This is a genomic window from Petroclostridium sp. X23 (assembly GCF_030013905.1).
GTDB lineage: Bacteria > Bacillota > Clostridia > SK-Y3 > SK-Y3 > X23.
In genome coordinates, this window is the sequence record NZ_CP124862.1 from 3,208,131 (window position 1) to 3,221,654 (window position 13,524).

Genomic DNA, 13,524 nt, shown 5'->3' on the forward strand with positions numbered 1-13,524 from the left:
GTCAGGAGCACGACCATGCATCTAAATTCTGCTCAATCTGCGGAACATCTCTTGTAAAATCTTGTACTAATTGTGGCCAAGATAATTCTAATTCAGCCACTTTCTGTTCAAAATGTGGTTCAAAACTAGTTGGAGAAACACATTTTTGTGCTGCGAATTCAAACAGTGGATATATTGACAGAATTAATACTTCTTCAGCACTTTTTTCTATGAAAGGAAGGATGAATCGAGCAAAGTACTTCTTGTTAAATTACATAATAAGTATCCTTGTAATTATCGTAGGTGGAGAAATTCTTGAATCAATAAGTACTACTCTTGTATGGATACTATTAATTTCTGTGGGTATTTTTCAGATATTTCAAACGGTTAAACGGCTACATGACTTGGATAGACCAGGTAAACACTATTGGTTACTGCTCATTCCTATTTACAATATTTATTTGACATTGGTTCTATTGTTTAAGAGAGGAACACATGGATCTAATAAGTATGGGCAAGATCCATTGCAAAGAAAGGAGGCCGGCTTTCATATATAGTAAATGTTAAATCCTTACTAATGGTAATATACTAATCCATTTCATTAGCTTTAATTAAAAATAAAGGGGAGATTTAAAGTGAGCGATATGAAAAAAAATTGGGACACGATAATGTCTGCAATGCGTAATGATAGTGTGAACATTCCATCATTACTAAATACCAAGCTATTAAGAGAATATCTTATGCATTGTTTCTCTCTTAACAGTAATGATGCAAATATCTTTATAGAAGAAGCCGACAGACTTGCTAAACATGCCCATAGATTTATAGGTGATAGCAAACAAGTGTTTATGCAAAAGTATGATGCAATTGCTAATAGTATTATAAAAGAAAATGGACTGAGTCCTAATAACCCCGGCAATGTCCATGTTGTAGCCGGAATAACATTTTTAATGCTATGTAATTACTATTCTGCAGGCAGTCATTGTTTTCAAGCAATGGTAGAAAAAATGAAGTTGACAGGTAATTTTAAGAAAGCAATAGTTGGGTTATATAAGCTATTATAGATTTACTGATGATAAGCAATCGATACAAAACAACAAAAATCTTATGGCGCTAACTATGTTCTGCAGCAATCAAATCTTAATCAATTGTTATAGGTGTATTTTAAGATAATATGGGGGGTATATATGCAGGAATTCATCAGAACAGTTGATACAATTGAAGCATTTAAATTTAAAATCTCTGTTATGGAAAATGAGTTAAAAAATTGTAATGACAAACTTGAAGATAAAACAAAGTATCTTAATAATACTGTAAAAGAATATGAGTCCATTAAATATTCCGGAAATAATGAAGAACTTTCTGCCAAAACTTATAAGCTATTCGGACGTCTATGCTTATTTGGTTCTGTGGTATGTTTTCTTTCCTTATGGGTTGTATATAGGAATATGGGATTCCTGCCTGAGATTATTCCTTTAACTGCTGCTATGCTAGGACTTCTGTTTTTAAGCATTAAATGTAAAAAGAAGTCTACATACTTATTTGGTGTGGCTCAGACTGAAAGACTAGAAGCAGAAGAAAGAAGACGCAAATTATCTTCTCATATACAAAAGCTTACTAGAGAGATAAATGAGCTAAAGGCTACTATCTTTCAAAAAGAGCAGGATATGAATGTAGAAAAAGAAAAATATTTTACTCATATGACCAATCAACAAGAGCTGCTGGAAAAGGAAGTACATGCAATAAGTAATTATTCAAACGAAGCAAAAGATACGAAAGAATGTCCTCAATGTGCAGAAACTGTTAAAGCAAAAGCCAAAATCTGTAGATTCTGTAATTATAAATTTGAGGAGTAATATCATACTAGTTTATGTTTATAAGCACTTAACATGTTATTCATGTAGGTGCTTATTTTTACGTTATTTGAAAAATATTCATGCGGTATATATGCAAAAAATTATACATATATATTTTTTGGATTCAACCATTCATTTTAATCTTTAAAACTACTACCTCACTCCCCCATAGATAAAGGAATAAATTGGAAGTCAATATGCTGTAAAAATTCATATATATTTTCTGAAAGCTCCACCGTTACATATTCTAAAATGATTCGCCGTTTAATGCCCCAGGGTACTTTTAACCGCCTAATATTCACGTTCTATACAATCGACTCTATTATTCCCTTCCCTAATTCTAAGCTGCTTTCCGTCCTTGGTATGACGTTATAAACTGCCTATTTTTTATTCCTAAAAGGAGGTCGACTTTATGCTCAATTATTGGATTCCACACGGATATTAGGTTCTATTTGCGTACTAGTACAATCACATCACAATTCGAAAGGAGTTTGATAACTATGACTTGTTGTTCGTATTCATTCGGAAGATATTCGGATGAATTATTGACTATTGATGTAACTTTAATGAATCCAGCAGAGTACCCATCCCCCTTAAGTAAATATGCCGTGTTTGATGTCCGATTACGATGTAAGGACGTAAAAAAGCAAATTGATTTAAATAACTTAACGTTTTATTTGCTTTGTAATGGTAAAATCTATAATAGCGTTGATCCATTCGTAAATATGGAGCTCAAGCAATATATTGAAGCTTCAAACGCCCATACCTTATTCTTCGGTAATCCCTATGTAGGATATTGTGAATCCCAGCTGCTAACTATTCTTTTTGAACCCATACATGAGGTCTATTATAAACCATCTACTTTAGTATTTCACTACAAAGAATATAAATTCCTGCCCATGATCAGCCTAACATGCTGAATAGTGTGTTGGGCTTTCTTTATGTCCAATACCAAAAGAATGGAGGTTATCATATATGAATAGCTTTGACCTAAAACACTTGAACCTGCTTCCTCAAGAGTGCGGAGGTCTGTTCAAATTTGATTCACAATTGGTCATAACAGCAGGGTTCGCTGCAGAATTTGGAAAACAAGCCACTATTATTGCAATAAATGCTCTTGAAAGAATTATAAATGAGCGTGTAAAAAGTGATAACGGTGCTGATTATCTTCAAGTATTAACATATGAATGCATAAAGTTCTGGATGATTGATGATGTCCACATTGTGACTGTTTTATTACCCGGAGACTATTAATCACTAATGCTGGATGGCTGGTTCTACGCTATCCAGCTCATTTTATTTAAGGAAGTGAATGTATGATTGTTGAAATTAAAGAGTTAAAAGGTTCACTCATTATTAAAACATCAATAGAAGATATAACAGAATTGCCCTTGTTATTGAAAACCATAAAAATAAAGTATTATGAATTGTTGCCAGATAAAAATCATGTCATTGTTTATTTTTAGAGAGGCGTTGATATTATGCATGTAAAATGATCAATTTTAAAAATATGAGTGATAAGGAGCTAATGAGAAATGAATATATTGATACGACCCAGATAGAAAGCTATTTTCTACAAAAAATCCTTCTATCTGATCATATTATATGGACTATCCAATAAGGATTATGTTTTATTTAATGAACATATTCACTATATGTACAATCCTGCAACATATTTATAAAGGAATCCATTTCATTCTTCACATTTTGATTGTATCTGTACATTTCAAGCATATAGAGGCTAATACATTTCACTTCAGGTTCTGCAGATAATTGTTTTACAAAAAGTGCATCTAATAGATCAATCTGATATTCTTTAGAATAACATTGCTCTATTACTTCATAATCAATATTAAATAAATCACAAACCTCATGTTTGGAAAATCGGCACTCTAGTTCATTCAATATTCTTAGAGTATCAAAAACCGCAGCTCCTAACTGGACTGCTTTTCCATAGTCTTTGTCCGATTCATTCGGCAATCTACTGAATTCTGCATATAGGCCTCTTCCCTCCTTTCTAGCAAGACTAAAGAATTTCTTCGCTACATTCTTCATAATTGAGCGTTTTTTCATTCCGTTTCCCTCCGCAATAAACAATTATTATACGATACATATAAAATAAATGCATCCGTATCATTATCTATTGTTGCTATATTGTAAATAAAATATACGTTTTAGTTGTATAAATTTCAACTTGTTAGGTAATACTAAAAGTAAGGAGGTATAATTATGAACGTAGGTAACAGAATTAGAGAAATAAGACTACGAAAAAACAAAACTCTTGATGATATTGCAAAACCTTTAAATATGACAAGAGGGGCAATCTCAAGAGTCGAAAGCAAAGATTCTGTTGATTTGAAGTTACTGTTTAAAATTTCAAAAGTATTAAATGTACCCATTCATCATCTAATATATGAAGATAATGAATTAGTTACTGGCATTGAGGGAAAAGAGAAATTTTCAAAGCCACTTAATATTAGAGACCTTCATCCCAATAGCATCAATGAATATGATAGACTACCGTTAGATAATAAAGACTTTATTTCATGTATTGCATTGGAATTTGAAAGGGAGATTAATAGAACCGTAAACAATCTACAAAAGGAACATCAAGAGCAATATACAATGATTGCAAATGAAATTTTAAATATATCTAAACATATAATTACAAATTTTGCTGGAAATATAGTACATAGAATGAATACTAGTGATGACAATCATAATCAATTAAAACAATATATAGTTGATTACTCAAGTATGTCACAAGCGAAATATACTGCCTCCGTAAAATCTATTCTAAAAATCTAAACGCTAAAACTATAGGTTTTACTGCTGGTAATTCATTATGTTAAATATTAGTAACATATATATTAATCATTACTAACAATTATTTTAGGAAAGGAGGTTAACTACTATGTACGTTTATGATTCAAATACTATTGATAACTATAATGTATTAAAAAATGTAAAAGATGAAATTGGCGAAAGTAATTTTAACAATCTCATCATGACGTGGAAAAGAGGAATATCATCTGAGTTTGAAACTTTTCTTTTTGGCAGCGAATTTTCATATGTTAGAGAGCTAATCAATGCATTAAACGCAACTATAGACATCGCTGAATCATTAGTGAGTGATGGTCTGTTTGGCATATATATTGGACTAGTGCCTGAGAATAATATAGACGACACTTATTTACCCGTATACTTTATTTTTAGATGCACTAATAATGGTAGAAGTACAATCGTATCCCCAGTACCTTTATTTTCATAATTTTACTTAATAAGCTTATAATTGATTGTGTCAATTATACTTCTACGGTAAAATTAATACTACATTTACTTTATTAATTCAGTGCAATACCGTTAATTAATGTAAGAGCATTTCCTGTCCTTAGCATGACATTAAACTGCTTCTTATTTTTTGTTCAAAATCAGAGAAACAAGTTGAGCAACTTATTATAAAACATAGATTACAAAGAATTCTGGAACACGCAAAAGATTACATTGCAGTAGCAGTAGCCAAAAAACTGCTGTATAGATACCAGAATAGTACATCTCGTGTAAATCAATCAGTCGCTTACACAGATGTCTCTGCAATGCTGCGGAGAACTTTCATTTATAAAAATCTAATTCTGAAGTTACCAAGTAGTAATTGTTTCGATCCCTAAAAACTGCTAATTAAAATCTGTAGACAAGGGTTAGAAGGTTAGTCTTCTGACCCTTTTCCTATTGTCATTTTCACATTGAAAGGAGGTGTTTATCATGTGCCAAACTTGCTTTTACAAAGATTGCACACCTATGGACATATCTATGTGCTGGCAGTGCTCTCTCTTTCTTGAGACTTGTACGCCAATTGCCGCTTGGGATGGATTTTCTAACGGCGACTGTGCTGCATATTTGTGCGAGTCCTGTACCCATTACGATTGCGTTTTCAGCCAATGTATCAACCTATAATCCAAAACATTAAATTGATTGGAGGAATTACTAATGAAGTCAACTCATGTAAAGGGACAAATATGCCTTATAGAAACCAATTTCAATGCTGTAAAAGAGTTTGAGAAATCCTACTCCTACATCTTGAAAGAACGTATGGAGGAATATGGTGTTGATGGACTAATGGATGCTGAAATATTGAGTTTACTCACCGGAATCAGCATTGAAATCATAAAGAAAGCTCTTGACGATTTTGGGATGCTTGACCTCATGAAATACCTAAATTCCATGAACTTGAGTAAGGCACAACGAAGGAAACTAGAACTTCTGTATCTTTATCATAAGCGTATGCTCACATCTACTCATAAAGAGAAGCCAATTTTAAACAGCTCAATTAAAGCTGGCGAGTTTGCACTTACACTATTTACAGACAAAGTATATGAGTGCTTTTACATTATATGTCTTGACTCTCAAAACCGGGTCAACAAAGCGACTCTTGTTCATGAAGGCACCATCAATGAAGCTCCTGTGTATCCAAGACTGATTGTTGAACATGCCCTTGCATACCGGGCAAATAGTGTTATCCTTTCCCACAACCATCCCGGTGGTAGTCAATCTCCATCGAAGGCTGATATTGATGTTACACAAAAGATTAAACAGGCCCTAGATCCCATTAATATCAAAATCATCGACCATGTTATAGTGGCAGATGGGCAGTATATAAGTTTTGCCGAAAAAGGATTGATATAGGAAGGAGAGTGCTTACAATGAGGATTGAGAAATATGATGCTCGGTATTGGGCAGTTTATGATGATACAAATAAGCTTGTATGTGTCACTGTATATAAGAAAGGATCTAATGAAGTTGTCCTCAGATTACAGTCAAATGACGCTGCTGTTATTGAAAATTTAAAGCAAAAGTATAAAGATATTTCCAATTTGAAGAAAGAAAACACTTTATCTGAAAGTAATAATGGTGCATCTATTTACAAATATCAAAGAAAGTAATCTAAATTCCAAAAGAATGCCATATCATTTTGGCAACTTTTCATCACATCCTTAACCAATTTAAGGACGCCTCCAGAAATTGGGCATCCTTATCTGACATTCTTAATATTCCATTCAACAATGGAATGTAGTTAATTAATCACTTCATTCGACTCAATTGTCTATAGGAGGTTTTATTATGCTTGAGGAAAAGAATTTCAAATGCTTTAGTTGTGTCTATTATCCATTTAACTGCAACTATCTTAATACTGCGTCAAGTAAAGATGATACAAAAGTTATCAGTATTCTACACCGCTTTATGGAGAACAGCTGTAAATATTACTATTCAATCAAGCAACTCAAATGAAAGGAGGATATTCATGATGTCTGATAAAGAAATTAAAAGACGTAAAATTGCCCGTGCTGTGTTTGTAGAAGCATGGTATCTTAAGAAACAAACAGTCATATTTATCTATGGTATCGGAACTGCCTTGAAGATAGCCTGGAATACAGTTCGAAGTTATATGAGATATCATTATTCCAAAGTACGTGGAACTACTTTTGGAAACCGGCAAACATTGCTAAAACGATTATCTATGTATGATGCTAAAGACATAATCTTATCTTTTGTAAGAGAACCAAATAATCCCGCTGACGCTTCTGCTGTACAGGTATGGGCAAGTGTACAGAACAGAGGTAAAGTCTGTATTGGTTATTTGTCAAAGCAACTCGCTGCAGAGCTTGCACCACTATTAGATGCTGGGAAAATGGCAGTTGTAAAGTTTGACTGCATTACAGGCATAGGCCGAAATAGTTATCTTGGCTGCAATTTCAGATTTCTGATTATATAAAAAAGCTGCCTATTGCTAAGCAGCCAATACAAAGTTTGGTTATGAAAAACCACTTCCACCAACCTTTTCTCTAGATTAATTATATCTTATCTATCAATAATTTTAAAGACGAATTATTAAATATCAAAGATATCTATATTAGTGCCATAGATGGCAGTTCAGTAAGAGAGATAGTAGTTTTATGCCCTATCTCTCTTACCAATTAATAAATAAACAGCTATAAACTCAAGCATATACTCATTGAATAAGGATTCTGCACTGGTAGATATTGATTAAGTTTGATATCAACGATTGTATGTCAACACACACAATGATATCCACAGACATGCTTATTATTTCAACTGTTATCCACAAAAAAATAATTATGTGTACAGATTAACTTCGAGGATTGTTAGATATCTAACAATCCTTATGTTTTGAGAGGAGAATTACTATGATAAATGATATTACAATTAATGGATTAGTTTATAAATGGCAAGAAGAATTTGATGTGAATCTTACTCTTGCATATGAAAATAACTCCTCGAGTGAATGGCACATCATCCGAGAGTTTGTATCCAACGCTTTAGACTGTGTAAATATGGATATCGATAAGGTCCAAATCACAAATTATAATAAATCTATCCATATCAAAGATGATGGAGATGGTTATCCACTGGTGTATGCCAAACGTATCGGAGCTACGAGCAAAAAAGATGACTCCTCTACTATCGGAATGTTTGGTGAAGGTTTTAAAATGAGCCTACTAACCTGTATCCGTAAAAACATCAAAGTCATGCTTGCCAGCATGGATTGGCTAATTGTTCCTAAATTAGTTGAATCAGAAGGTCATCAAGTACTATTTTATGATATTTATTGCACTGGACAACCTATGAATGGCAGTCTGGTTATAATAGAAACAATAGAAGCCATCACTGAGGTTATTAATAATCTTCATGACTATTTCCTCCATTACTCCAAGGAGCAATGCCTGTCCGGAAATCAGTCTAACGGCATTTACCCTTTAAATTGAATATAACGTTTCGAAAAAACACCTTGACCATTATAAGTTGAACACCTTAACCGCTTAAAATGAACAGCGTGCCCGCTATGACTGTACACAGCAATTCTTCGGAAGTTTATGAAACATATGATACATATTGCCACCTTAGAAAACTAATGCGTTAAACCTCGGGAGTTTGAGGGCAGAGCCCTCATATTTCATATCTTGAGATTCATATTCTTACAAACAGAATTGGGTGTCCAATCGGAACGATTGCACTGTTCAATCTATGCGGTCAAAGTGTCAAATCTGAGGCGGCATATTCATAAATAATGGAATATCAAAACTTTACAATAAGGGTGTATATGTCAAAGACCTGCACGGTATGTTCTCTTATAGTTTATGTCTAGAAAATATAAACCAGGATCGTGACGCTATCTCTTATTCTGGCATCGGTTACAAGGTCAGAGATATCTGGGAGGATATAAACAACATTGAACTCATAAAAATCTTTCTCCAGCAAGCCATAAAACCGCATCAGGAGCGTGATAGGCATATTGAGTTCTATGCTTCGATGTACAGCAACAATCCATATGTCTGGGCAAGAGCTTTCACTGAATTGTATGGAGAGAATTCTAGATTGTTTACCAATGACATCGCGGCAAGAGAAGCAGAAGCCCTTGGCTTTCTACCGATTAGTGTTGGTCACAATATAGGTCGGATACTACGGCAGGGAGGTATTAAAACAGATGAAGAAGGGCTGTCTGATGACTACGAATTCATCTTCTCGAAGAAGTTAAGCCGTGAGGAGCAATCCGTATTAGACTTACTTCCATTGTATGCAAGCGTTGCAGGCAGTACCCGGTCTATAGTATAAGAATGATGAATTCTCTATGTGGAATGTATAAGTTTGTAGCAAAATTGATGGTGTTTAGTGATTCTATCAAGTTATAATCCTCATTAAGTTTGTAAAGAAACTATTTGCTACCGTATAAATATATACCGACCAAGTTTATTTGTTTGTAATTAGCTATTTGTTTATCCTATGTTCAATCACCGCATTATTATCTAATTAAATTTTGTACTGCAAATCTTTGAAAAAGTCTGAGTCTATGTTTACTTCAATCGCTCTTTTCTGCTCATCTGGAAGACTATCAAGAATACGCTCAATGGTTATAGGCTTAAGTTCTTCATCGCTATATATGTAGTGATATCCCATAGCCAGTATCTTGTGTTTGTATTTATTGATGCTCTTATCGCTTAGAATACAATTAGCTTTTTCTCTGTCATTTAAGTGGTCGATAACCATTTTGAGCCTATTCTTTTCTGTCATTGAAAACTCCGTACTATTATTAATAAATGAAAACAACTTCTTCCTGGTGGTAATAATTTTATCAAAATGATACTTAGAGATGAAACTTTTCACATAATAAATACCTATCTCATAATTACATACATCCTGAAAAGTACCAATCCCCGAAGGCATTAATGGCGAATCGTAAGGGATATACGCCACATTATTGTCCGGATTATATTTCTCAAATAGGATACTCGGATCCTTCCGTTTCATGAATCGCTGTTTTTTGCTCTCTTCGAACATTTGCTCTAATATATGCGTTGGCTTTTTACGATCATCAGGAACTGATATACACGTATAAGGATTATAACGTGGTAGCCCTTTTGAATGTATCAAATCATATTTAATCTTAGGCCTATGCAATTCCATTTCAAACCTAAGCATCGCATCCCCAAGATCTATATTCACCAGATCTCTACGCCAACAATATGCAGACGGTCGTTGTATATACTTTCTATCTAAACGTTCCTTCTTCTTAAGGTATATTCTCTCAATAGCGTTGCTAGCACCGATATCTTTTCCGCTAACATTATAAACTGTACCATCTTCTTCATATTCATCGAGTTTGTTATATCTTGGAACATTCATCTTTCCTATCACTTCGTAATATCTCTTGATATTTTCTGCACTATCAATTAAATCAAAGTTGATCTCAATCTTTGATATAGACCAGAATCTAATATGAGAAAGTTCATATATCTTTGGTAATATATTAGATAATCGCATGCAAAGTATTTCCCATAACACCTGAAAATTGAAAGCCCAGATAGATGCGATATTATCACCCTTAAGTAGCTTTGGAATGCTAAAACTTAAGAACAAAGTCCCTCGCAATAAATATGGATACGAGCCACCGTAAGGTAGGTAAGGATAATAACTCAAATGCAAGCAGTCATCTACCTTAATTGACTTAGCTCCTTTAAGCACTGGAATATCTTTAACATCAATATATCTCCAGTCAGTAATATTAATATCTGTATGTTTTACATGTGTAGAGAGTACAACACGATCAAACGCCACTATTTCACCTCCTTCCCAATCATCAATCTGCTGTGCTTCATGCGTACTTATAATTTCAAGGTGCTATCCGCTAAAATATTCATCATATTCAATTACACCGTAAGCCTTATAATAACTACGTTAGAGGTCATTTTTCTAACGAAAAATTTACTCTAACTTCGACATGTTATAAGAATAATCTCTATCCTTCATCTACCATCTTAGTGTTGTTTTTTAATTTAGCTAAACTTTCAGCAATCTTTTGTGCATCAACATTATCGCCATCAAGTCCTAACTTTACTTGAATCAAAATATTGTTCAATATCGTTCTTCCTTCATCATCAAGAGATTTGGTAAGTTTATAAAGAATATCAACTCCCTCTGGATTTTCCTTTTCTAACTTCACTCCTGTAGTCTCAACATGTTGGCCCATCAATCTTAGAACTTCTGTTTCATCTATCCCAAGTATGCTAATAAGTTTATCTAATACCTCTTTAGATGGTTTCTTCTTACCTGTTTCAATCTTCCCAAGATATGAATGATCAACCCCTATTATCTCACCTAACCTTCGTAACGTATAATCGGCTTGCATCCTATATCCTTGAAGATATTCACCCAACTTCTCTGCCATAAGAATTCCTCCGGTATTATTTTTCTTCAAATTTTTGTTGACTTATTTAGTCCACAGATATATAATGATATTGCCGTTGACCTAATTAGTCCACAAACTAATTATATCTCTTTTGTAGGCTAGTGTCAATAATTTGAATTTCTAATTGAAAGGATGATAATATTTATGTCAAAGTTAACACTAACAATTTCTGAATTTGCTGATCAGATGAACATAAGCCGCACCAAAGCCTATGAATTAGCGAAAAATGGTTCCATACCCGTTATTCGCATTGGCAGATCGATCAGAGTAATAACCAGCCTCTTCGAAGATTATTTAAAAGACCAAGTAGTAAATAAAGACTCTAGCACGTTACGATAAACTAACATAAGCATAAGTCAATTTAATACATTAGAAACTCATGAAAGGAACTAATATGTTATGAATACCAGCATTTTAATTTTACTCCAGCATAACAAGAAAAGAGAACCTCCCTAATAAACACTGCATGACCTAGTATTAAAAATAAGGTCATCTACTTAGTCCGACTGATGAAACTAGTAAGCAAATCAAATAATCAAAGGAGATTAGATTATGGATGGATCAATTCAAGAAAGACTTAATGCCAAAAGCAAAAAGGTATATGATGTAATGTATCGGGTTCTAGACCTGAAGACAGGAAAGAAGAAGCAAAGGATTAAACGTGGCTTCACAAAGAAAGGTGATGCCCAGAAGTTTCTTAATGAAGTACTTGGACAAATTGAAAACAACAACTATGTTGATGCCAAGAAAATAACTCTCCGTGAACTTATGAATGAGTGGTACAGCAAGTTTGTTGAAGGTAGATTAGCTGAAAATACTATCCGAGGTTACAAAGTAAATATTCAGAAGCATATCAATCCAAATATAGGATGGATTCCTTTACAACAGCTGACAACCAGAAATATTCAGAACTTCTATGACGATATACTTAAAGATGAGGATGATGAAGAAAGTACTGGTCTTTCTGCTAAGACAATTATCTATATTCATCGTAATCTAAGTAAAGCATTAGACTGGGCAGTGAAGGATAGACTAATATTAAGAAACCCAGCCAAAGATGTTGAGCTTCCTTCAGTAAAGAAGTACCTAGGAAATGTGTATGATCAGAAAACAATAATGAAACTTCTTGCTTCAGTAAAAGATACTACTATGGAGCTTCCAATCGCTCTTGCTGGGCTTTCAGGGCTCCGCAGAGGGGAAGTAGCTGGTTTAAAATGGTCAGATTGTGATTTTGATCAGGGAATCATCTCTATAAGGAAACAACGAACCGGGAGTAAAAACAGCACAAAGCGAAGCGAAGTAAAGACCATTGACAGCTTGCGATGTATCCGAATAACTCAAACTCTATTGGATATCCTGAAACGTCACAAAGAGCTCCAGGATAAACAGAAGGACCTACTCGACGATGAGTATCACGACAATGGTTTTATATGCTGTGAAGAGGACGGAAGTATTATACCTCCTTCCAACTTTAGTAAAAGGTTTGAAAGCATCATCAAACACCAAGGTATTGAACCTATCAGGTTCCATGATATGAGGCACTCATTTGCAACAAATATGATCCGTTTGGGCGTACCAATTAATACTGTTTCAAAAATGCTAGGGCATTCTTCTGTTACTATTACACTTGATATTTATTCTCATGTCATGGATGAGATGCAAGTAGAAGCTGTTGAAAAACTTGACGCAGATATTGAAAAATATATGTCAAAAACGACTATATACGCTAATGATTCTAATAACAATATGATAAAAGAAGAAGCTTTATTATATTTTGTAGCATAGCAATTTTAGTATCCAATTCAAAGAGTTATCAGTGAGTATCTTATAGGATTACAAAAAATTACTACAATATTAAATAAATAAGCTAAAATATACATTTTATTTTATAAAGATTTGAAGGAATTTCTCTTCTTATATAGAATATTT

General features: G+C 33.6%; 18 protein-coding genes. 15 read left to right on the top strand and 3 right to left on the bottom strand.

The annotated features are described in order from the left end of the window. Positions 1–614 precede the first annotated feature (614 nt). The 5 genes from QKW49_RS15195 (at position 615) to QKW49_RS15215 (ending at position 3,301) form a co-directional block, all read left to right on the top strand. Positions 615–1,043, top strand: a complete 429-nt coding sequence (locus QKW49_RS15195) for a hypothetical protein (protein WP_282863523.1) — start codon at positions 615–617, stop codon at positions 1,041–1,043. A 123-nt stretch (positions 1,044–1,166) separates the two neighbouring features. Next, a complete protein-coding gene (locus QKW49_RS15200) occupies positions 1,167–1,835 on the top strand; it encodes a zinc ribbon domain-containing protein (RefSeq protein WP_282863524.1) in 669 nt (222 codons plus the stop codon). Positions 1,836–2,335: 500 nt separating this feature from the next. Then, on the top strand, positions 2,336–2,755 hold the full coding sequence (locus tag QKW49_RS15205) for a hypothetical protein (protein ID WP_282863525.1): 420 nt from the start codon (positions 2,336–2,338) through the stop codon (positions 2,753–2,755). A 55-nt stretch (positions 2,756–2,810) separates the two neighbouring features. Next, on the top strand, positions 2,811–3,089 hold the full coding sequence (locus QKW49_RS15210; RefSeq protein WP_282863526.1) for a hypothetical protein: 279 nt from the start codon (positions 2,811–2,813) through the stop codon (positions 3,087–3,089). A gap of 62 nt (positions 3,090–3,151) precedes the next feature. Next, entirely contained in the window at positions 3,152–3,301 is a 150-nt protein-coding gene (locus tag QKW49_RS15215) for a hypothetical protein (RefSeq protein WP_282863527.1), read from the top strand. Positions 3,302–3,470: 169 nt separating this feature from the next. Here the strand turns inward: QKW49_RS15215 and QKW49_RS15220 are convergent, their stop codons facing one another. Then, the gene (locus tag QKW49_RS15220) at positions 3,471–3,908 is read right to left on the bottom strand and encodes a hypothetical protein (RefSeq protein WP_282863528.1); all 438 of its coding nucleotides are present in this window, start codon (positions 3,906–3,908) and stop codon (positions 3,471–3,473) included. A gap of 156 nt (positions 3,909–4,064) precedes the next feature. Here QKW49_RS15220 and QKW49_RS15225 point away from each other — a divergent pair, with 156 nt between their 5' ends. The 8 genes from QKW49_RS15225 (at position 4,065) to QKW49_RS15260 (ending at position 9,464) form a co-directional block, all read left to right on the top strand. After that, on the top strand, positions 4,065–4,643 hold the full coding sequence (locus QKW49_RS15225) for a helix-turn-helix transcriptional regulator (RefSeq protein WP_282863529.1): 579 nt from the start codon (positions 4,065–4,067) through the stop codon (positions 4,641–4,643). 106 nt (positions 4,644–4,749) lie between these two features. Then, positions 4,750–5,106: a hypothetical protein gene (locus QKW49_RS15230; RefSeq protein ID WP_282863530.1), complete on the top strand. Its 357-nt coding sequence runs from the start codon at positions 4,750–4,752 to the stop codon at positions 5,104–5,106. 716 nt (positions 5,107–5,822) lie between these two features. Next, positions 5,823–6,518 carry a DNA repair protein RadC gene (gene radC / locus QKW49_RS15235; protein ID WP_282863531.1) on the top strand — a complete coding sequence of 232 codons (696 nt, stop codon included), beginning with the start codon at positions 5,823–5,825 and terminating at the stop codon, positions 6,516–6,518. Between the two features lie 17 nt (positions 6,519–6,535). Next, complete coding sequence (locus QKW49_RS15240; RefSeq protein ID WP_282863532.1) at positions 6,536–6,775, top strand: hypothetical protein; 240 nt, start codon at positions 6,536–6,538, stop codon at positions 6,773–6,775. Between the two features lie 178 nt (positions 6,776–6,953). Beyond that, positions 6,954–7,121 (top strand): hypothetical protein, encoded by a 168-nt coding sequence (locus tag QKW49_RS15245; protein WP_282863533.1) that lies wholly within the window; start codon positions 6,954–6,956, stop codon positions 7,119–7,121. Positions 7,122–7,134: 13 nt separating this feature from the next. Beyond that, complete coding sequence (locus QKW49_RS15250; RefSeq protein WP_282863534.1) at positions 7,135–7,605, top strand: HIRAN domain-containing protein; 471 nt, start codon at positions 7,135–7,137, stop codon at positions 7,603–7,605. A gap of 433 nt (positions 7,606–8,038) precedes the next feature. After that, positions 8,039–8,617: an ATP-binding protein gene (locus QKW49_RS15255; protein ID WP_282863535.1), complete on the top strand. Its 579-nt coding sequence runs from the start codon at positions 8,039–8,041 to the stop codon at positions 8,615–8,617. A 610-nt stretch (positions 8,618–9,227) separates the two neighbouring features. Beyond that, positions 9,228–9,464, top strand: a complete 237-nt coding sequence (locus QKW49_RS15260; protein WP_282863536.1) for a hypothetical protein — start codon at positions 9,228–9,230, stop codon at positions 9,462–9,464. Between the two features lie 195 nt (positions 9,465–9,659). Here QKW49_RS15260 and QKW49_RS15265 read toward each other — a convergent pair whose 3' ends face one another. Further along, positions 9,660–10,964, bottom strand: coding sequence for a hypothetical protein (locus QKW49_RS15265; RefSeq protein WP_282863537.1), 1,305 nt, complete (start codon positions 10,962–10,964; stop codon positions 9,660–9,662). Positions 10,965–11,145: 181 nt separating this feature from the next. Further along, a complete protein-coding gene (locus QKW49_RS15270) occupies positions 11,146–11,574 on the bottom strand; it encodes a helix-turn-helix transcriptional regulator (RefSeq protein WP_282863538.1) in 429 nt (142 codons plus the stop codon). Between the two features lie 153 nt (positions 11,575–11,727). Here QKW49_RS15270 and QKW49_RS15275 point away from each other — a divergent pair, with 153 nt between their 5' ends. Together QKW49_RS15275 and QKW49_RS15280 are read left to right on the top strand one after the other, a co-directional pair. After that, entirely contained in the window at positions 11,728–11,934 is a 207-nt protein-coding gene (locus QKW49_RS15275; protein WP_282863539.1) for a helix-turn-helix domain-containing protein, read from the top strand. A gap of 213 nt (positions 11,935–12,147) precedes the next feature. Beyond that, on the top strand, positions 12,148–13,380 hold the full coding sequence (locus QKW49_RS15280) for a tyrosine-type recombinase/integrase (protein WP_282863540.1): 1,233 nt from the start codon (positions 12,148–12,150) through the stop codon (positions 13,378–13,380). Positions 13,381–13,524 lie beyond the last annotated feature (144 nt).